This window comes from Pseudomonas salomonii (assembly GCF_900107155.1).
Taxonomy (GTDB): domain Bacteria; phylum Pseudomonadota; class Gammaproteobacteria; order Pseudomonadales; family Pseudomonadaceae; genus Aquipseudomonas; species Aquipseudomonas salomonii.
In genome coordinates this window covers 1-20,215 of sequence record NZ_FNOX01000011.1, presented here as the reverse complement: position 1 = coordinate 20,215, position 20,215 = coordinate 1, and the positions used below count along the sequence as shown (strand labels likewise).

The following is a 20,215-nucleotide window of genomic DNA, read 5'->3' as shown; positions in this document are numbered from 1 at the left end:
CCGTACGTAATAGCACGATACGGTCTACTTTGGGTTGTCCGTTTGTGCTGGGTCAGTGACTTTGAAGCGCAGCACACCGATGACTTGCCCATCCTCCGTCAGCACCTGCACCTGCCAGCGCCCCACGGCGTCGGCCGGGAAGTTCTGCTTGTGGGTCCAGGCGCGATAGCCTTCCTTGCGCCCGCCATGGATATCCAGGGCGATACGGTCGACCTCCTGGCCGTTGTATTTCCACACATGGAAGATCCGCTCATCCAGCCCGCGTGGCGCGTTGATCGCGGTGTAGGCGTACAGCCCGCCGCTGCGCAGTTGGGCGGCGGTGACTTCCTTGAGATCATCGCCTGGTGTGCGGTCTTGCAACTGGGTGCTGATCGCCACTTCGGTCATCCACAAGGTGGCCGGCGGCACCCAACTGCGCAGGAACCAGCCGGCGCAACCAATGGCGGCCGTCACCCCGAGCAGCATCACCCAGCCCCTGATGCTGCGCAGCGGCAGGCTCACGGCCAGGCTCGGGATCGACAATGCCATGGCCACGCCAAGCGCCAACTTGTAACTCTCGGCGGTGGTGAGGTGCAGGATGATCGGCAGTGCGGTGAGCAGTGCCGCGAACAAGGTCAGGGTGTGCAGCGCCAGGAACAGCGAGCGCTTGGGTGCCAGCCACTTGTAGTACAGCGGGTCGGTGATCGACACCAGCGCCGCCGCGCCGAGCAGGCCGGTGAACACCGACTGGCCGCTGTTCCAGGCAGTGGTGACGAAAAAGAACGGCAATACGAAGAACAGGCTTTCCTGATGGATCATCTGGGTCGCGTAGCGCAGCAGCGGCTCGGGGATTTCGCGCTTGAAGACTTTGGCGAACAGCTGGGTAAAGCTGTTTTCCAGCATCAACCACAGCCAGCTCACCAGCATGATCACCGCAATCCAACTGGCCATGCCCTGCTGGCGATCCACCAGGATGAAGCTGCACACACCCGAGATAAAACCGCCGAGTGCAATCACCCCTGGATAGCGCTTGATCAGTTCGATAATGCGCTGGATAAGGGGCGGTAGATTTGGCATTGGCGGTTCACAATTGGTGTAGGAAAAATCTCAGACAGAATAACGTCTTAGCCCTGTGTTCGGTGCGTCATTACGTGATCCGTTTGCGATAAAGACGCACGCCGATCAACACACTGGCGATCAGCGCGAACAGGCCGGCACCGATCCAGCTCAGGGCGTCATAGCTCAGCAGCGGTTTTTCGACGCGCCAGTAGCCCTTCTGGTTAAACACCTCGCGCATGGCCTGGTTGGTTTGCGCCAGGTTGACGGCCTTGATGCGCTTGGTCGGGTCGCTGATATGGCCATCGGCATAGTCGCCGGCAGCGCTCCAGTAATAGTCGGCCAGCGCGCTGTTGCCCTGCACTGCCCAGGCTTGGCGCGCAATAGCGGCTTGCTGCAAGCGGTTGAAGACCGCCGGGTCGAGGCCGTCCTTGAGCAGTTGCGCCCTGAGGTCCTGCAACACCTGTTCGGCTTCAGGAAGATTGTCGCGCTCAAGGTCGGCATTCAGGCTGAGGAAGCCGACGCCGCCGAGCACTTCGCGCTCACTCCATGGGCCGTAGGACAAACCGTGCTTGAGGCGCAGCTGACGGTACAGCGCCCAGTCGAGGTAGTCCTTGAGCAAATCGTAGGTTTCATCGTGTTGGTCGTCCAATACCGGTTCGGGGAACAGCCAGTGCAGTTTGGCGCTGTCACCGACCCAGCCGTGGATAAGGTCGCGATGGCTGGCGGCGGTGTGCTGGATGTCCGGCAGCGGTCGATGCTCGGTGGGGTCGACCGGATCAAGTTGACCGTACGTGCGTTCCAGGTACGCCGGCAGCAGTTTGTCGAGGTCGCCGACGATGATCAGCGTCATGTTGTTGGGCGCATACCAATGTGTGCGCAGGTTTTGCAACTGATCGCGGGTCAGCTGGCTGACTTCGGCACGCTCGGCGCATTTTAGCCCCAGTTCGACGGCTAATTGGTTGCTGGCGGTGTGGCCCAGGTCCTGGCGGTCGAGCAAGCGTTGCAGGTGCGAGTAATGGCCGTCGTCTTCGCGCTCGACCACTTTTTTGGCCGCATTGATGTTCGCGTCGGTCAGTTCGGTGCGGGTGAGGATCGCCAGCAACAGGTCCAGCACCTTGCGCTGGTTCTGCGCGGGTGCCTCGATCACAAAGGTGGTGTCGGCATTGCTGGTGTAGGCGTTCCATTCGCCGCCGAGGGCTTGCATGCGGTCTTCAAGGTCGCCTTCACCACCGCCGTCGATGCCGCTGAACAGCAAGTGTTCGAGCAGGTGCGGCAGTTCTTTTTCGTCGCAGGGAAAGTCATCCAGGCCGACGCCCACCACCAGGCGGATCGCCACGTGCCCACGCTCGGTGCCCGGCTTGAGCAGCAATTGCAGGCCGTTGGGCAAGGTGTAGCCTTCGACTTGCAGGCGGTCGAAGGCAAAGGTGTGTGCCGAGCCCATGAGCAGGCAGGCAAGTAACAGGCGACGCATAACAAGCTTCCTGGCGGGTGAGGTCCATTGTTAACTGACTTCACGGGCCATCGTACGTTCAGGGCGAATGAGTGATGTCGGCAATATCTTCGGCGGAGAGCGCGCCGGTGTCTGAGGTTTCCAACACCACATAAGCACTGCTGCAAAACAACGAGTTCAGGCGTTTCATGTCGGCAATCAGCTCCAGGTGCAGGGAACTGGTCTCCAGGCTCTGTACGATTTTGCGCTGCAAACGGCTGACGTGGGCGTGGGCCAGACGACGCTCCTGAGCGCGGAAACGGCGCTTTTCGCGCAGCAGTTGGCGGGCGCTTTCCGGGTCGGCACTGAGGAACACCGACAGGCCCAGACGCAGGTTGGCAATCAACTGGCTGTGCAAACCGGTGAGTTCTTCCAGGCCGACTTCGGAGAACTGCCGGCGCTGTGAGGTTTTTTGCTGCTGGACTTTGCGCAGCATGCGCTCGATCAGGTCGCCGGCCAGCTTGAGGTTGATCGACAGCTCGATGATCTCGGCCCAGCGGCGGCTGTCCTGTTCACTCAGGTCTTCGCGGGGCATTTGCGCCAGGTAAAGCTTGATCGCGCTATAGAGGGCCTCGACGTCGTCGCTGAGGCTGCGCATTTCCTGGGTGATCGCGGTTTGCTTGCCGCGCAGCACTTCGAGCATGGCGGTGAGCATGTTGTCGATCAGGTCGCCCAGGCGCAGGGTTTCACGGGCCGCGTTGGCCAGCGCCAGGCTTGGGGTGGCGAGCGAGGCCAGGTCCAGGTGACGGGGCCTGGCTTTGCCGTTGGTTTCCTGTTGCTCCGGCAGCAACCAGGCGCACAGGCGCGCCATTGGCCCGATGGTCGGCAGCAGGATCAGGCAGCGCGTGGTGTTGTAGAGCACATGGAAGGTGATGACCATGCCTTGGGCGCTGTAGTCCAAACCATCCATCCAGCGTACGAGCGGGTCGAGCACCGGAATAATCAGCAACAGGCCGATCAGTTTGTACAACAAGCTGCCCAGCGCGACCTGTCGGCCGGCGGCGTTCTGCATGTTGGTGCTGAGGAAGGCCAGCACGCCGCTGCCGATGTTGGCGCCGATCACCAGGCCGATGGCCACGTGCAGGCCGATCACACCGGCGCCGGCCAGGGTGGCGGTCAGCAGTACGGCGGCCAGGCTGGAGTAGGAAATCATCGCAAACAGAGCGCCGACCAAGGCATCCAGCAGAATATCGCCGGTCAGCGAGGCAAAGATAACTTTGACGCCTTGGGCATGTGTAATCGGCCCGGCGGCTTCGACGATCAGTTGCAGGGCCAGAATGATCAGGCCCAGGCCGATACCGACGCGGCCCATCTGCCCTGCCCGCGTTTGTTTGCGCGAGAGGAAGAAAATCACCCCAAGAAAAATCAGCAGTGGCGACAGCCAGGACAGGTCGAAGGTCAGTACCCGCGCCATCAATGCCGTACCGACGTCGGCACCGAGCATGGTCGCCAGCGCCGGCGTAAGGCCCATCAAGCCCTGGCCGACAAACGACGTCACCAGCATCGCCGTGGCGTTGCTGCTCTGGACCATGGCCGTCACCAGGATACCGGCGATAAACGCCAGCCAGCGCTTGGACATGTTCTGCCCGATGACTTGGCGCAAGTTGGAACCGTAGACCCGCAAGATGCCGGTACGGACGATGTGCGTGCCCCAGATAAGCAGGGTCACGGCGGAAAGCAGATTGAGCAAGGTCAGCATGCTCGGCCCCCCGTGTGGGTGTGCTCCAGAAAGAGCAAATGAGAATTGCCGCGTGCCGTTCTACGTCTTGTACTTAAGCTGTAGTTGGCGAATGGGCTCTGCGCCAGCATCGCATAGCTAAAGTGGGGATTGAAACAAAACTGTCATGAAGATCGTTCCCACGCTCTGCGTGGGAATGCATCCCGCGACGCTCTGCGTCGCTTTGAGGGCGGACGCGGAGCGTCCTGAGGCGGCATTCCCACGCGGCGCGTGGGAACGATCAACAACGATCATCAGCAGCGGGTCAGGTTTATTGACCCGGAATGTCCTTGCGCAGTTTCACAGGATCCTGCTGTTTCTTCTTTTTCGCGATGGCGGTACGCATCTTGATGTTCACCGCTTCTACGGCCAGCGAGAACGCCATGGCGAAGTAGACGTAGCCTTTTGGCACATGCACGTCGAAGGATTCAGCGATCAGCACCGTACCCACCACCAGCAGGAACGACAGCGCCAGCATCTTCAGCGACGGGTGCTTGTCGATGAATTCACTGATGGTGCCCGCAGCCAGCATCATCACCAGTACGGCTACCACGATCGCAGCGACCATGACTGGCACATGGGAAACCATGCCGACCGCAGTGATCACCGAGTCCAGGGAGAACACGATGTCGATGATCGCGATCTGGATGATGGTGTAGATGAACTTGCCACCCTTGCCGCCCGGCTCGTCGTGGGTTTCGTCTTCACCTTCGAGTGCGTGGTACATCTCCTGGGAGCTTTTCCACAGCAGAAACAGGCCACCGAAGAACAGAATCAGGTCGCGACCGGAAATGCCCTGGCCGAAGACCACGAACAGGTCCGCAGTGAGTTGCATGACCCAGGTGATCGACAGCAGCAACAGGATTCGCGTGACCATGGCCAGGGCCAGGCCGAAGATCCGGGTGCGCGCCTGCATATGCTTGGGCATGCGGCTGACCAGGATCGAAATCATGATGATGTTATCGATGCCCAGGACGATCTCGAGCGCCGTCAGGGTGAAGAAGGCAATCCAGATTTCCGGATTGGTCAGCCATTCCATGTGTATTCCTTTGAGCAAATGTGAAACCGCGCAAGCTGCAGCGCCGCGCGGTCAGGTCGTTACGATTATAGAGTGCTGAACAGCGGAAAAATCCCCATCAGCAAAGCGGCGAACATTATGCACAGGCACACCAGCACTGCCCACTTGAGGGTAAAGCGTTGGTGATCGCCAAATTCGATCCCGGCCAGGGCCACCAGCAGGTAAGTCGATGGTACCAGCGGGCTGAGCAAATGTACGGGTTGGCCAACGATGGACGCACGGGCCATTTCCACGGCGGTGATACCGTAATGGCTGGCCGCTTCGGCGAGCACAGGCAGTACGCCGTAGTAGAACGCGTCGTTGGACATGAAGAAGGTAAACGGCATGCTTACCAGCGCGGTGATCACTGCGAGGTACGGGCCCAGCGCTTCCGGGATAACCGCCAGCAAGCTCTTGGACATCGCATCAACCATGCCGGTACCGGACAGAATGCCGGTGAAGATGCCCGCGGCGAAGATGAGCCCGACGACTGCCAGCACGCTGCCGGCGTGGGCGGCGACGCGATCTTTCTGCTGTTGCAGGCACGGGTAGTTGACGATCATCGCGATACTGAACGCCACCATGAACAGCACTGGCAGCGGCAACAGGCCGGCAATCAGGGTGCACATCAGCGCGAAGGTCAGTGCGCCGTTGAACCAGATCAGCTTGGGGCGACGGGCGTCCGGGAATTGCGACACGCTGATCTCGCTGTGATCGATCTCGTCGCCCTGCAGGTGCAGTTCACCCAGGCGGGCACGTTCGCGTTTGCCGTACATATAGGCAATCACCAGGATCGCCACTACGCCGACAGCCATGGCCGGGATCATCGGTACGAAAATATCCGAAGGGTCTACATGCAGCGCACTGGCGGCACGGGCCGTCGGGCCGCCCCATGGCGTCATGTTCATCACGCCACCGGCGAGGATGATCAGGCCGGCCATGATCCGCGGGCTCATGCCGATGCGCTGGTACAGCGGCAGCATGGCGGCCACGCAGATCATGTAAGTGGTGGCGCCGTCACCGTCCAGAGACACCACCAGGGCCAGCACGGCGGTACCGACCGAAACTTTCAGCGGGTCGCCCTTGACCATCTTGAGGATCTTGCGCACGGCCGGGTCGAACAGGCCGGAGTCGATCATCAGGGCAAAGTAGAGAATGGCGAACATCAGCATCACGCCGGTCGGCGCAAGCTTGGTGATGCCCGCAAGCATCATCGGTCCGATCTCGGGTGCAAAGCCGCCGAACAGGGCGAACAGGATCGGCACAATAATCAAGGCAATCAGCGCGGACAGGCGCTTGGTCATGATCAGGTACATGAACGTGATGACCATGGCAAAGCCAAGGAAAGTCAGCATAGGAATACTCCAGGCGTAGCGCGGCTAGGGAATGGCGAACCGGGTTGGGGTCAGCGCAGTACGAAAGGCACGTGGCGTACGAATGGAGTTGGAGCGAACAGGCGGGTAGTAGCGGACATCAGGGGTCACCATTGTTGTTGTTTACAGCCGGTCTGTTGCCGGCAGTGGGGGCGATCCTAGACGGGGAAGCTTTCAGCCAGCTTTCGCTGTGTAAGTCAGATGATGGAAGGCTTGTAGGAATTTTGATTAAGGTGACTCAGGGCAGCTCCAAACCGCCCGAGGCTTTGTGCAAGGCCCGCAGGTGCTCGCCCATCTGCTTGAGGTTGGCTTCGCAGGCGGCAATCTCGTCGGCGCGTGCAGGGTCCAGCAACGCCCTCACCTCTTTATCCAGATCGCCGGTCAAGGACTGCAGCTGTTTCTGGCGCTCGGCACTTTCCGATTCCAGGCGTTTGGCTTCCGACGGTTGCGGCAGGCCGTAGCCGCCGCTATCGAGCAATTCCGCCGGGCGGCTGAGGAAGCCGCTGTTGGCGAGGATCTGTTGCAGGGTGTTGTTGGCTCTTTCCATGCCGCCGTTTTTCAGCTCACGGGCATTGAGGTAGCGTTGCTTGACTTCGTCCTGGGCCAGCATCAGTTGTTTGCGATAGCTGGCTTGTTCCAGCAGCAGCAGTGCGGCGCTGGTGCGCAGGTCGGCCTGGGTGAACCACTGGCGCCGTTCTGCGGCACTGAGGGCGAGCCAGTCTTCGACTTGGGTCTGCTTGATCGGCAGATGTTTGCGCAGCACGTCGAACATCGCCTGGTAGCGCTCGCGGAACGAGTCGAAGTGATAACCCAGGCGCAAGGCTTCACGCTTGTCATTGAGTACGCTGGTGTCAGCCAGGCCGCGGGCGCTGAGCACTTCGAGCAGGCCGTTGGGGGTAATGTTGTCCAGGCTGGTCAATTGCGGGTTGGCGCTGCCGCTGCGTAACAGCTTGAGGCTCTCCACCGCGCAGTTGTTGGAGATGAAGAAGTAATTACCGTCGTAGCTCCAGTGCATTTCGGCGGCATGTTCGACGGTGTCGTTGATTTCCTGGCGGGTGAGCTTGAGCGGTACCGAGGCCAGGCCGCGCAGTTCAGTCTTGGTGTATTCGTCGATCACCTGCGCCAGCGGCAGCACAAACAAGCGTGATGGATACTTGCCCACCAGTCCATCCCAGCTTGAGAGCTGTACGTCACCGACGAAAGCGCGGTAAGACAACACCAAGTGCTGGTCCAGGTCCAATCGGCAATCCGGGCCACGCGGGCGGCCGGGTGCGCAGATCACCAGGCGCAACATGCTGTGGCCCCAGCGGCTCACCAGGTTCTGGTTGGCTTCGGCCAACAGGTAGTCGATTTCATACACGCGCTCCGGGTCGATCTGGCCCAGCGGCGTTTTGGCGAAGTCATTGCCGGCGTTCAGGAACGCGTAGGTTTTGGCGCAGGTGTCCTGTTCGGGCGGTGCCCAGCCGAAGTGTTCCTTGTAATAACGAAACAGCGCGGGGCGACGGCAGGCGTAGCTCGGGTCGAGGAGGAAATACTCCATGTTGACCGCCACAAACTCCAGCGGGCTGGTGGTTTCGTAGATGTCCGGGCTGCGGGCGACCTGGTGGTTGTGTTGCTCGCGCTCGCCCCGACGGCCCACGTATTGGGGCCAGCCGGCAATGTCGAGCAAGCGCGGGTCGTCACTCAAGGTGAAGCGACGGTCGTTCTGGCCACGGCATTGATCGGGCAGGCCGATCAGACCGGTGATGTTGTTCTGGCGGCTGCAGCGTTGGATCAGGCGGCGCTCGTCTGTGGACCACAGGCGCGCACGGTCATAGATGTGGGTCAGTTCATGCAGCACGGTGGCGAGCATTTCGCGGCGCACAGTGCCATGGGGGCGGTTGGTCTTTTGGGTGGCGGCGCTGCCGTCGGTGAGGCTGGCGAGCAGGTTCTGGTTCAGGTCCAGTTCGGACACCAGGGAGGCCTGGCCATAGGCGTTTTCAGGCATCTTGTCGGTCCAGCCGACATCAATGCGCCGATCCAGCTGCTCGATAAAGCGCGGCGGCAAAGCGCGCATCGCTTCATCAAGCAACGCCTGGCTGGCCTGCTGTTCGGCCGGGCTCAAGCCATCGGTCTTGAGCCGCAGTTGCAGGCTGGCCTGGGCTGCGCCTGCACAAAGCAGCACAGTCCCGGCCAGTAGCCAGGCGAACAGGCGCCTCACAGAGCGAGGATAGCTTCGGCGAGGGTCTGGTCACTGGCGTCGCGGGCTTCCGGTACGCGGGTGCGCAGGGTATCGAAGGCTGCTTCCAACTGTGCGCCGCGGATTTCGCCGTTGGAGGCGACGAAGCTGGCAGCGTCATCGTGGGCTTCGCGCACGATTTTGGAGTCGCGGATGGAAGTGGTGGTGTCCGAAGTGAAATCAATGGTACGCGCCGAGGCACGCACGATGATGTTACTGGTGGCTTTCAGGGTTTGCGCGTGGGCGACATCGGCCAACAACAGCAGGCCCAGAGCGGCAGCGATCAGCGGGCTACGCATGGAATGACTCCGAAATACAAAGGTAGAAATATACGATGATTATTGGACGAGAATTGCCTGCGCCAGTTCAAGGTCGCTGACATGAAGTTTTGGCTGGGTTCGGCGCAAGTACTCCAGCGCAGATTCCAGACGAGCTCCCCGCCATTGGCCGTCAGTGGCGATAAAAGCGGCAGCGTCATCCTGGGCGGCCAGTACCAATTTTCTGTCAAAGGGCGCCGACGTCACCTTGCTGGTGGCGTAGGCACTGATGACGGTGCTCTGGATGGACACGTCAAAGGCCGAAGCCAAGGGTGACCAGCAGGCGGAAACCAACACGGGAACAATCAACAGGCGGTATGAAAAAGCCATGGGACTCGACAACTGAAAGCGAGCGCCAAGGCTAGCGCAACGCCCGGGCGAGAGCCAGCGCTGACACATTTGGTAGCGGCTGGCGTGCCCTGGCGTCTACCGGTTTATCAGATGGCCAGAATTGCCTGGGCCAGTTGAGCGTCGGTCGCGGTGTTCAGTTGTGGGGCCTGTTGGCGAATCTGGGCCAGGGCGCTTTCCAGTTTCACGCCACGAATGGCGCCTTCGCTGGCCACAAAGCTGGCGGCGTCGTCACGGGCAGCTTGTACGACTTTGTTGTCACGCAGGGACGACGTGGCGTCGGAGCTGGCATCGGAAGTGGCTTTGAGCGCGCCGACAATCGAGTCGGTGGTCACGATAAAGCTGCTCGCGTTGGCGTTGGCGGCCAGGGCCAACAGGGTGGCAGCACTCAGCAGGCGAAGACGGGACATGGAATAACTCCTGTAGAAGATCAAATAAAGCGGCGCAATGCGGCCACTGTGAAACCGACATTGTTGCGGATTAAGCATCAGACGTCTGTTCTACAAGGTTCGCCACGTAATAAGGGGATCTTAAGCTGCCGCTATCCGTTCGGAAAGCCTCTATCTGTCTAGTCGCGCCAGAAAGGTTTGGACAGCTCGGCAGTACGGTCGCCGTGGCTGATGCCTGCATCGGCCAATTCACGTGGGTCAAGTTGCGCAAGTTGTCGGCGCTCATGGGCCTGCCGCGCCCATCTGCCGAGCGCGCGAGCCATTCGAATGATCAACTGTTTGTGGTGCGAGGTTTGCGTGCTCATGACGACGGCCTTCCATGAAGTCTTGGAACACCATCTTGGGCGGCCAGCTTTTACCAATACAGATACAACAAGGTTAAATTGTACCGCTTAACTGTTGTGATATTTAAACTGTACTGGTGTTTGCGTGTGCCCTCTGTTTTAGCCGTGTAAAGTCTGAACTCCGGAAACAACAAAGCCCGCCTCCGGTTTCCCGGGGCGGGCTTTGTTTTGTTAAATCAGGGTGCTGGCGGTGGACCCGGCGGGTCAGGGCCAGCGGGCGCCAATTAGCGCCAGAACGGCTTGCTCAGCTCTTCGTAGCGTTGAGCTTCGCTGATACCGGCGTCAGCCAGCAGACGCGAATCCAGGCGAGCCAGTTGGTGACGGCTGGAGATGCGGCGCTGCCACAACATCAGGTTGGCGAGAACGCGCAAAGGCATGGAAGCCTGGGTGTTTACAGCTTTTTCTTCGAAGAACAGATCGGAACTGAGTGTACGTTCCATGATGACATCCTTCCGCTTGTGGCGGGATTAGGTAGTGGTTTAACTGATGCCAATGATCCTCCTCCGGCGCAAGACTCTCTAGATACAGTTCACCTGTATTGTGAGGGGCCAGTTAACTGTTTATCGCGGCTGTACTGTACGGAATTGGGGCAACTGTACCTGTCTGCACTTAATTAGTGCGAAATAGGTATTTTCGACATGAGGCGTAGGATAATTCGGTAGGAAATGACCGGTACAGCAGTACAGTTTTTTCAAAAAGTGCGGCTGCGGTCACCGAGCTGAGCAAACTGTGTTTGCATCAGCCCGGATCTGTATCAATCAAGCCTTGAGCATATGCCCGGTTTCTTCCAGGTTGATGTGCCAACTCAGTGCTTCGCGCAGGATGTGCGGAGTATGCCCGCCGATCGCGCAGGCAGCGTCGAAGTAACTGTTCAGCGCATCGCGGTAAGCCGGGTGCACGCAGTTGTCGATGATCACCCGTGCCCGCTCACGTGGCGCCAGGCCACGCAGGTCAGCGAGGCCAACCTCTGTCACCAGGATGTCCACGTCATGCTCGGTGTGGTCCACATGGCTGACCATCGGCACTACGCTGGAAATCGCGCCGCCCTTGGCAATCGACTTGGTGACAAAAATCGCCAGGTGCGCATTGCGCGCGAAATCCCCGGAGCCGCCAATCCCATTCATCATCCGCGTGCCGCAGACGTGGGTGGAGTTGACGTTGCCGTAGATATCGAATTCAAGCGCGGTGTTGATACCGATAATGCCCAGGCGCCGAACCACTTCAGGGTGGTTGGAGATTTCCTGCGGGCGCAGCACCAGCTTGTCCTTGTAGTGTTCCAGGTTGCCGAACACGTCGGCGTTGCGTCGTTCCGACAAGGTAATCGAACTGCCCGAAGCAAAGCTCAGCTTGCCCGCGTCGATCAGGTCGAAGGTCGAGTCCTGCAGCACTTCCGAATACATGGTCAGGTCTTCGAACGGCGATTCGATCAAGCCGCACATCACCGCGTTGGCGATGTTGCCGATCCCGGCCTGCAGCGGGCCGAGCTTGTTGGTCATGCGCCCGGCGTCGACTTCCTGCTTGAGGAAGTTGATCAGATGGTTGGCGATGCCTTGGGTGTCGGCGTCCGGTGGTGTCACGGTTGAGGCGGAGTCGGCCTGATTGGTGATCACGATGGCGACGATTTTCTCCGGCGGGATCGGAATCGCGGTGCTGCCGATGCGATCGTCGACCTTCACCAGCGGGATCGGTGTGCGCGTCGGCCGGTAGGTCGGGATATAGATGTCGTGCAGCCCTTCCAGGTTCGGGTTGTGCGCGAGGTTGATCTCAACAATCACTTGTTTGGCGAAAATCGCGAAGCTGGCCGAGTTGCCCACAGAGGTGGTGGGCACGATGTGTCCTTGTTCGGTGATCGCAACGGCTTCGATCACGGCGATGTCCGGCAACTTGAGTTGGTTGTTGCGCAGTTGCTCGACGGTTTCCGAGAGGTGCTGGTCGATAAACATCACTTGGCCTGCGTTGATCGCCTTGCGCAGGGTGCTGTCGACCTGAAACGGCATACGGCGCGACAACACGCCGGCTTCGGTCAGTTGCTTGTCCAGGTCATTGCCCAGGCTGGCGCCGGTCATCAGGGTGATTTTCAGCGGCGAAGTCTTGGCGCGTTCGGCCAGGGCGTGGGGGACGGCCTTGGCTTCACCGGCACGGGTGAAGCCGCTCATGCCGACGGTCATGCCGTCCTCGATCAGTGCGGCGGCGTCTGCCGCGCTCATGACCTTGTTCAACAACGAAGGCAAGCGGATACGATCACGGTACATGAAGTGTTATCTCAGGCTACGGAAGCAAGGTGGGCAGTGTAGTGATTTCAAAAAATTTCGGCCCGCTACCATGGTCGAATGCCAGGCAGCGATTTAGAGCCTTTGGTCGGGTTTCAGGTGTGTGCAAAGCGGAACGCAGAGCATTCCCGGATGCATTCCCACGCAGAGCTTGGGAACCATAAAAAAACCCCAGCCTACTGGAGGCCAGGGTTTCGGGTATTGCGCTGGCGCAGTGTTATTCGACGGCTTTGACCATGTCTTCGATGACCTTCTTGGCATCACCGAAGACCATCATGGTCTTGTCCAGGTAGAACAACTCGTTATCCAAGCCGGCATAGCCGCTGGCCATCGAGCGCTTGTTGACGATGATGGTCTTGGCCTTGAACGCCTCAAGAATCGGCATACCGGCAATCGGCGAGTTCGGGTCGTTCTTGGCGGCCGGGTTGACCACATCGTTGGCACCCAACACCAGCACCACGTCGGCCTGGCCGAACTCGGAGTTGATGTCTTCCATTTCGAACACTTGGTCGTAAGGCACTTCCGCCTCGGCCAGCAGCACGTTCATGTGCCCAGGCATACGGCCCGCTACCGGGTGGATCGCGTACTTCACGGTCACACCGCGGTGGGTCAGCTTCTCGGTCAGCTCTTTAAGGGCGTGTTGCGCCCGAGCGACTGCCAGGCCGTAGCCTGGAACGATGATCACGGTGTCGGCGTTGGTCAGCAGGAACGTGGCGTCGTCCGCCGAACCGGATTTCACCGGGCGTGCTTCTTTGGAGCCAGCTGCTGCGCCGGCATCTGCTGTGTTGCCGAAACCACCGAGCAGTACATTAAAGAAGGAGCGGTTCATCGCCTTGCACATGATGTACGACAGAATCGCGCCGCTGGAGCCCACCAGGGAGCCGGCGATGATCAGCATCGAGTTGTTCAGCGAGAAGCCAATGCCCGCCGCTGCCCAGCCGGAGTAGCTGTTGAGCATCGAAACAACCACCGGCATGTCGGCGCCGCCGATCGGGATGATGATCAGCACGCCCAGCACGAAAGCCAGTGCCAGCATCAACGCGAACGCAGTGAGGTTGCCAGTGAACATGAACGCCAGGCCCAGGCCCAGGGTTGCCAGGCCAAGCACCAGGTTCAGTTTGTGCTGGCCACCGAACTGTACCGGTGCGCCCTGGAACAGGCGAAACTTGTATTTGCCCGAGAGCTTGCCGAACGCAATCACCGAACCGGAGAAGGTAATTGCACCAATGGCTGCGCCGAGGAACAGTTCCAGGCGGTTGCCCGCAGGGATCGAGTCGCCCAGCTGTTTGACGATGCCCAGGGATTGCGGCTCGACCACCGCGGCAATCGCGATAAACACCGCCGCCAGGCCGATCATGCTGTGCATGAAGGCAACCAGCTCCGGCATCTTGGTCATTTCTACGCGCTTGGCCATGATCGAACCGGCGGTGCCGCCGATCAGCAGGCCGACGATCACGTAACCGATACCGGCTGTTGCGAGCTCAGCGCCGAGCTTATAGATGAGGCCCACAGTGGTCAGCACCGCCAGCGCCATGCCGAGCATGCCGAACAGGTTGCCGCGTCGCGATGTGGTTGGGTGTGACAGGCCTTTAAGGGCCTGGATAAAACAGATCGACGCGATCAAGTAGAGCGTCGTAACCAAATTCATGCTCATTACTTTGGCGCCTCTTCTTTTACTTTCGGGGCTTTCTTCTTGAACATCTCCAGCATCCTGCGCGTGACCAGGAACCCGCCGAATACGTTAACCGCCGCCAGGGCCACGGCCAGGGTGCCCATGGTCTTGCCCAGTGGGGTCACGGTGAGGGCTGCGGCCAGCATGGCGCCGACAATCACGATTGCGGAGATGGCGTTGGTGACCGCCATCAGTGGGGTGTGCAGTGCGGGCGTGACGTTCCAGACCACGTGGTAACCGACATAAATCGCCAGCACAAAGATGATCAGGTTGTAGATACCGGGGGAGATAAGCTCTTCCATCGTCTGAATCCCTGCTTAGGCGTTTTTGCGGATGACTTGGCCGTCGCGGCACATCAGGCACGCGGCGACGATGTCGTCTTCGAGGTTGATTTCAAACTGCCCTTCCTTGGTGAAGACCAGCTTCAGGAAGTCCAGCAGGTTGCGCGCATATAAAGCAGAAGCATCGGCGGCCACGGCACCGGCCAGGTTGGTCGGGCCGCAAATGGTCACGCCGTTTTCCACGACGACCTGGTCGGCGACGGTCAGCGGGCAGTTGCCACCCTGGGCGGCAGCGAGGTCGATGACCACCGAGCCCGGCTTCATTTGTGCGACGGTTTCGGCACTGAGCAAGGTCGGGGCTTTGCGGCCCGGGATCAGCGCAGTGGTGATGACGATGTCCGCTTGTTTGGCGCGTTCATGCACGGCCAGGGCCTGACGCTGCATCCAGCTCGATGGCATCGGGCGCGCGTAACCGCCGACACCGACCGCGCATTCACGCTCTTCATCGGTTTCGTAGGGTACGTCGACGAACTTGGCGCCGAGGGACTCGATCTGCTCTTTTACGGCAGGGCGCACGTCCGACGCTTCAATCACGGCACCCAGACGTTTCGCCGTGGCGATGGCTTGCAGGCCTGCGACACCCGCGCCGAGGATCAGCACGCGCGCGGCTTTGACGGTGCCCGCGGCAGTCATCAGCATCGGCATGAAGCGTGGGTAGTGATGGGCTGCCAGCAATACGGCTTTATAGCCGGCAATGTTGGCCTGTGACGACAACACGTCAAGGCTCTGGGCCCGCGAGGTGCGTGGGGCTGCTTCGAGCGCGAAGGCGGTGATGCCGCGTTCGGCCAGCTTGCCAATGGTTTCATTGCTGAACGGGTTGAGCATGCCCACCAACACGGTGCCGCTTTTGATCAGCGCCAGTTCGCTGTCGCTGGGGGCAACCACCTTGAGAATCAGCTCGGCGCCAAACGCTTCGCTGGCGCTGCCAATGGTTGCGCCTGCCGTTTCATAGGCACTGTCGACGATGCTGGCGGTAATGCCTGCGCCGCTTTGTACAGTGACCTTATGGCCCTGGCCGATCAGCTTCTTGATGGTTTCCGGGGTGGCAGCCACCCGCGTTTCACCGGTCTGGGTTTCGAGAGGAACACCAATGTGCACGTCAAATCTCCTGCATGATCTTTTTGCTTTTGATCTTTTTGTAAAAAGGCCAGTGCACCGCGAGTGGCGCAGCTGGGGCGGCCGATCAGCACGATCCCGCTGAAATGACAGCGGGGCGCGGCATTTTGCAGGCGAACTTTACGGCCTTCAAGGGATTATGACGGGTGACGAAAAATTAACTACAAGTCACCCTGTGACTGATTGTCGCAACAGGACAAAATAACCTCTTTAAATACAGGTGCTTAAAGGGCTGTAGAGAGTTATAGACGGTTTTCCTATCTTCGGCGTGAATGGTCGGGCATTGGCAGGTGATTGTCGCTACAAGCCTTATTGGTCATGGCGTTAAGCTCATTTTGACGCTGAGAGGTACAGTCTTTCAAAACACGACATATAGTTATATCTGTAGGATCTTAATTTATCTGACTACAAGGTCAACAAAGTGGACTTGTCCTTTAAATGCTGGGGTTGTAGCGCTGTGATTGGTCGATAAGCCAGTCTCTAAAAGCGTGCAGCGACGCAGATTCGACTTTTCTCTCGGGAATCATCAGGTAGTAAGCCTTTGTACTGCTCAACGCTTCGGGGCTCGCGATCACCAGATGCTGCTCTTCCAGCTCGCGCTGGATAAGGAAGGGCGGAATCAGTGCAATGCCCATGTCATCATGGCCGCTTGCGACAACATCGAGAATAGCTCGTAACGAGGGCCTGTCATGTCGCGAGGTATGTTCAGTTGTTGCGCGCTGAACCACTGGCGCCAGGCGTATGGCCGGGTGGTTTGTTGCAGCAGCGGCAGTTGGGCGATTTCTTCCGGGCTGAAGTGTGCACGACTGCCCAGTAAGCGCGGACTGCACACGGGAACAGGGTTTTCGCCCATCAGCCGGTGGGATTCGGTGCCTGACCAATCGGCATCGCCAAAGTAGACGGCGGCGTCGAACTCGGTGTCGGCAAACAAAAAAGGGCGCGTGCGGTTGGTGAGGTTGACCGTGACTTCCGGGTGTTGCTGCTGGAAGTCCTTGAGCCGTGGGATCAGCCATTGGGTGCCGAACGTTGGCACCACTGCCAGCTCGATGACATTCGCGCCCTGCTGCCCCATGACCGACAAGGTATCGCGCTCTACGGCGTCCAGTTGCATGGCAACGCGACGGCTATAAGACAGCCCCGCTTCCGTCAGCTTGACGCCCCGTCGTGAGCGTCGAAATAGCTCGACACTCAAAAACTCCTCAAGGCTGGCGATCTGTCGACAGATGGCGCCTTGGGTGAGTGAAAGCTCGTGTGCCGCCTTGGTAAAGCTCTCGTGGCGGGCCGCCGCTTCAAAACTGACCAGGGCGGTGGTGCTGGGAATTTTTCTGCGCATGTACGTTGTACTCACTCATAAAGCGCATTTGCGCACTCTTCGGTCATTACGAAGTGAGAAATTAGCACAACCCTATGCGTAAACGTCGTTTGCCCTCTGCGGTTGCCCGGCCTAGGCTGCATCCACGACTTCTGTTTTCTTCCCCGAGGACTTATTCATGGCTGGCAAGGCAAGCTTCAACTGGATCGATCCACTGTTGCTGGATCAACAGCTCACCGAAGAAGAGCGCATGGTGCGCGACAGCGCTGAGCAATTCGCCCAGGACAAGCTGGCGCCGCGTGTGCTCGAAGCCTTTCGCCATGAAAAGACCGACCCAGCTATCTTTCGCGAGATGGGTGAAACCGGCCTGCTGGGCGCGATGATCCCTGAGCAGTACGGTGGCAGTGGCCTGAACTACGTCAGCTACGGGCTGATTGCCCGTGAGGTGGAGCGTGTCGACTCCGGCTATCGCTCGATGATGAGTGTGCAGTCCTCACTGGTGATGGTGCCTATCAACGAATTTGGCACCGAGGCGCAAAAGCAGAAGTACCTGCCAAAGCTGGCGTCGGGCGAATGGATCGGTTGCTTCGGCCTGACCGAGCCTAACCACGGCTCTGACCCGGGCGCGATGATTACCCGTGCACGTAAGGTTGATGGCGGCTACAGCCTGACCGGCGCCAAGATGTGGATCACCAACAGCCCAATCGCCGATGTGTTCGTGGTGTGGGGCAAGGACGATGCGGGCGATATCCGCGGTTTTGTCCTGGAGAAGGGTTGGAAGGGGCTGAGCGCTCCGGCGATTCACGGCAAGGTTGGCCTGCGGGCTTCGATTACCGGTGAGATCGTCATGGATAACGTATTTGTGCCCGAGGAGAACATCTTCCCGGACGTGCGTGGCCTGAAGGGGCCTTTCACTTGTCTGAATTCGGCACGTTATGGCATTTCCTGGGGGGCGTTGGGGGCTGCGGAGTTTTGCTGGCACACCGCTCGCCAATACACCCTGGACCGTCAGCAGTTCGGGCGGCCTTTGGCGGCGACCCAGCTGATCCAGAAGAAGCTGGCGGACATGCAGACCGAGATCACCCTGGCCTTGCAAGGCTGCCTGCGTTTGGGGCGCATGAAGGACGAAGGGACGGCGGCGGTTGAGATCACGTCGATCATGAAGCGTAACTCGTGTGGCAAGTCCCTGGATATTGCGCGCATGGCGCGGGACATGTTGGGCGGTAACGGTATCTCGGATGAGTTCGGGGTGGCGCGTCACCTGGTCAACCTGGAGGTGGTCAATACCTACGAGGGCACCCATGACGTACACGCCTTGATTCTTGGGCGCGCGCAGACCGGTCTTCAAGCGTTCTATTAATAGGAGAACGGCATGGGCGCGCTTTCACATCTGCGGGTACTGGATTTGTCACGAGTGTTGGCGGGCCCGTGGTCCGGGCAGATCCTTGCAGACCTTGGGGCTGAGGTGATCAAGGTTGAGCGACCGGGCAATGGCGATGATACGCGGGCGTGGGGGCCGCCCTTCCTTAAAGATGCCTATGGCGAGAATACCAGCGAAGCGGCGTATTACCTGTCAGCCAACCGTAACAAGGAATCGGTGACCATCGACTTCACGCGTCCGGAGGGTCAGAAGCTGGTGCGCGACCTCGCGGCCAAGTCCGACATCCTCATCGAGAACTTCAAGGTAGGTGGTCTGGCGGCGTATGGGCTGGACTATGAATCGCTCAAGGAGATCAATCCAGAATTGATCTATTGCTCGATCACCGGCTTTGGCCAGACGGGGCCTTATGCGACGCGTGCAGGCTACGACTTTATGATCCAGGGGCTGGGTGGGCTTATGAGCCTGACCGGTCGGCCCGAGGGTGATGAAGGGGCTGGGCCGGTAAAGGTAGGCGTGGCGTTGACGGATATCCTGACGGGGCTGTACTCGACCGTGGCGATCCTGGCGGCGCTGGCTCACCGGGATCATGACGGCGGTGGGCAGCATATTGATATGGCGTTGCTGGATGTTCAGGTGGCATGCCTGGCCAATCAGGCGATGAATTACCTGACGACGGGTGTCGCGCCCAGGCGCCTGGGCAATGCTCACCCCAATATTGTGCCTTATCAGGACTTTCCCACGGCTGATGGCGACTTCATCCTGACGGTGGGCAATGACGGACAGTTTCGTAAGTTTGCTGAGGTGGCCGGACAGCCGCAGTGGGCGGATGATCCGCGTTTCGCCACTAATAAGGTGCGGGTGGCTAACCGTGCGGAGCTGATTCCGCTGATCCGCCAGGCCACAGTGTTCAAGACGACGGCTGAGTGGGTGTCACAGCTGGAGCAAGTAGGCGTGCCGTGTGGGCCGATCAATGATCTGGCGCAAGTGTTTGCCGACCCGCAGGTCAAGGCGCGTGGGTTGGCGATGGCGTTGCCGCATGCATTGGCGGGGATGGTGCCTCAGGTCGCCAGTCCGATGCGGTTGTCCAAGACGCCGGTGGAATACCGTAATGCGCCTCCTCTATTGGGCGAGCATACGGTGCAGGTGTTGCAGGGGGTGTTGGGGTTGGATTCGTCGAATGTGGCTGCGCTGAAGGCTGCTGGTGTTATCTGAAGTTGCTCTTCTATATAGGCAGACTCATCAATCAGATCGGATTGGTTGTTTTTTGATCGATTCTAACTTATTGATAGATAAGTTAAATTAAGTGTTGACGGCGGATTCTAGAAGTCTATAATTCGCCCCACTTCCGGCGCAGTCGAAACGGAAAACTCCTTGGTAAACAAAGAGTTATGAGGTTTTCGGCAGCAGGTTGCTTCAGTTCATCGAAGCCAGAAGGAAGTTGAAAAAGAGGTGTTGACAGCAGCGTGTAACGCTGTAGAATTCGCCTCCCGCTAACGAGAGATCGTAAGCGCAAGTGGTTGAAGTTGTTGAAGAATTCTTCGAAAACTTCTGAAAATAATCACTTGACAGCAAATGAGGCTGCTGTAGAATGCGCGCCTCGGTTGAGACGAAAGATCTTAACCAACCGCTCTTTAACAACTGAATCAAGCAATTCGTGTGGGTGCTTGTGGAGTCAGACTGATAGTCAACAAGATTATCAGCATCACAAGTTACTCCGCGAGAAATCAAAGATGTAACCAACGATTGCTGAGCCAAGTTTAGGGTTTATTAAAA

17 protein-coding genes and 1 pseudogene are annotated in these 20,215 nt (G+C 59.2%); 2 read left to right on the top strand and 16 right to left on the bottom strand.

Going from position 1 to position 20,215, the window contains the following annotated elements:
- Positions 1-24 precede the first annotated feature (24 nt).
- The 16 genes and pseudogenes from BLV67_RS23440 to BLV67_RS23365 all read right to left on the bottom strand — a co-directional run bounded on the left by BLV67_RS23440 (position 25) and on the right by BLV67_RS23365 (position 17,082).
- Positions 25-1,056, bottom strand: a complete 1,032-nt coding sequence (locus tag BLV67_RS23440; RefSeq protein WP_065931947.1) for a DUF5924 family protein — start codon at positions 1,054-1,056, stop codon at positions 25-27.
- Positions 1,057-1,126: 70 nt separating this feature from the next.
- Positions 1,127-2,509 (bottom strand): M16 family metallopeptidase, encoded by a 1,383-nt coding sequence (locus BLV67_RS23435; RefSeq protein ID WP_069785822.1) that lies wholly within the window; start codon positions 2,507-2,509, stop codon positions 1,127-1,129.
- Between the two features lie 58 nt (positions 2,510-2,567).
- Positions 2,568-4,226, bottom strand: a complete 1,659-nt coding sequence (locus tag BLV67_RS23430) for a Na/Pi cotransporter family protein (RefSeq protein WP_065931945.1) — start codon at positions 4,224-4,226, stop codon at positions 2,568-2,570.
- Positions 4,227-4,515: 289 nt separating this feature from the next.
- Positions 4,516-5,283 carry a TerC family protein gene (locus tag BLV67_RS23425; RefSeq protein WP_017139071.1) on the bottom strand — a complete coding sequence of 256 codons (768 nt, stop codon included), beginning with the start codon at positions 5,281-5,283 and terminating at the stop codon, positions 4,516-4,518.
- Between the two features lie 65 nt (positions 5,284-5,348).
- Positions 5,349-6,656 (bottom strand): CitMHS family transporter, encoded by a 1,308-nt coding sequence (locus BLV67_RS23420; RefSeq protein ID WP_017139070.1) that lies wholly within the window; start codon positions 6,654-6,656, stop codon positions 5,349-5,351.
- Positions 6,657-6,912: 256 nt separating this feature from the next.
- Positions 6,913-8,874, bottom strand: coding sequence for a DUF7844 domain-containing protein (locus BLV67_RS23415; protein ID WP_058421921.1), 1,962 nt, complete (start codon positions 8,872-8,874; stop codon positions 6,913-6,915).
- Entirely contained in the window at positions 8,871-9,191 is a 321-nt protein-coding gene (locus BLV67_RS23410) for a DUF2388 domain-containing protein (protein ID WP_060756468.1), read from the bottom strand. Before BLV67_RS23410 ends, BLV67_RS23415 begins: the two co-directional genes overlap by 4 nt.
- A 39-nt stretch (positions 9,192-9,230) precedes the next feature.
- On the bottom strand, positions 9,231-9,539 hold the full coding sequence (locus BLV67_RS23405; RefSeq protein WP_056861032.1) for a DUF2388 domain-containing protein: 309 nt from the start codon (positions 9,537-9,539) through the stop codon (positions 9,231-9,233).
- Between the two features lie 107 nt (positions 9,540-9,646).
- Complete coding sequence (locus tag BLV67_RS23400; RefSeq protein WP_056861033.1) at positions 9,647-9,967, bottom strand: DUF2388 domain-containing protein; 321 nt, start codon at positions 9,965-9,967, stop codon at positions 9,647-9,649.
- A 158-nt stretch (positions 9,968-10,125) separates the two neighbouring features.
- Positions 10,126-10,311, bottom strand: coding sequence for a DUF1127 domain-containing protein (locus tag BLV67_RS23395; RefSeq protein WP_065931943.1), 186 nt, complete (start codon positions 10,309-10,311; stop codon positions 10,126-10,128).
- Positions 10,312-10,574: 263 nt separating this feature from the next.
- A complete protein-coding gene (locus BLV67_RS23390; RefSeq protein ID WP_048721398.1) occupies positions 10,575-10,790 on the bottom strand; it encodes a DUF1127 domain-containing protein in 216 nt (71 codons plus the stop codon).
- Between the two features lie 318 nt (positions 10,791-11,108).
- On the bottom strand, positions 11,109-12,602 hold the full coding sequence (locus tag BLV67_RS23385) for an acetyl-CoA hydrolase/transferase family protein (RefSeq protein ID WP_065931942.1): 1,494 nt from the start codon (positions 12,600-12,602) through the stop codon (positions 11,109-11,111).
- Between the two features lie 235 nt (positions 12,603-12,837).
- On the bottom strand, positions 12,838-14,274 hold the full coding sequence (locus tag BLV67_RS23380) for an NAD(P)(+) transhydrogenase (Re/Si-specific) subunit beta (protein ID WP_065931941.1): 1,437 nt from the start codon (positions 14,272-14,274) through the stop codon (positions 12,838-12,840).
- A complete protein-coding gene (locus tag BLV67_RS23375) occupies positions 14,274-14,594 on the bottom strand; it encodes an NAD(P) transhydrogenase subunit alpha part 2 (protein WP_003187417.1) in 321 nt (106 codons plus the stop codon). The genes BLV67_RS23380 and BLV67_RS23375 overlap by 1 nt, the downstream gene beginning before the upstream one ends.
- Before the next feature lie 15 nt (positions 14,595-14,609).
- Positions 14,610-15,731: a Re/Si-specific NAD(P)(+) transhydrogenase subunit alpha gene (locus BLV67_RS23370; RefSeq protein ID WP_065931940.1), complete on the bottom strand. Its 1,122-nt coding sequence runs from the start codon at positions 15,729-15,731 to the stop codon at positions 14,610-14,612.
- Positions 15,732-16,183: 452 nt separating this feature from the next.
- Positions 16,184-17,082 (bottom strand): annotated as a pseudogene (locus BLV67_RS23365) (LysR family transcriptional regulator).
- Between the two features lie 157 nt (positions 17,083-17,239).
- Here BLV67_RS23365 and BLV67_RS23360 point away from each other — a divergent pair.
- Positions 17,240-18,421: an acyl-CoA dehydrogenase gene (locus tag BLV67_RS23360; RefSeq protein ID WP_003187423.1), complete on the top strand. Its 1,182-nt coding sequence runs from the start codon at positions 17,240-17,242 to the stop codon at positions 18,419-18,421.
- Positions 18,422-18,433: 12 nt separating this feature from the next.
- Positions 18,434-19,654 (top strand): CaiB/BaiF CoA transferase family protein, encoded by a 1,221-nt coding sequence (locus tag BLV67_RS23355; RefSeq protein ID WP_068933713.1) that lies wholly within the window; start codon positions 18,434-18,436, stop codon positions 19,652-19,654.
- Positions 19,655-20,215: the final 561 nt, after the last annotated feature.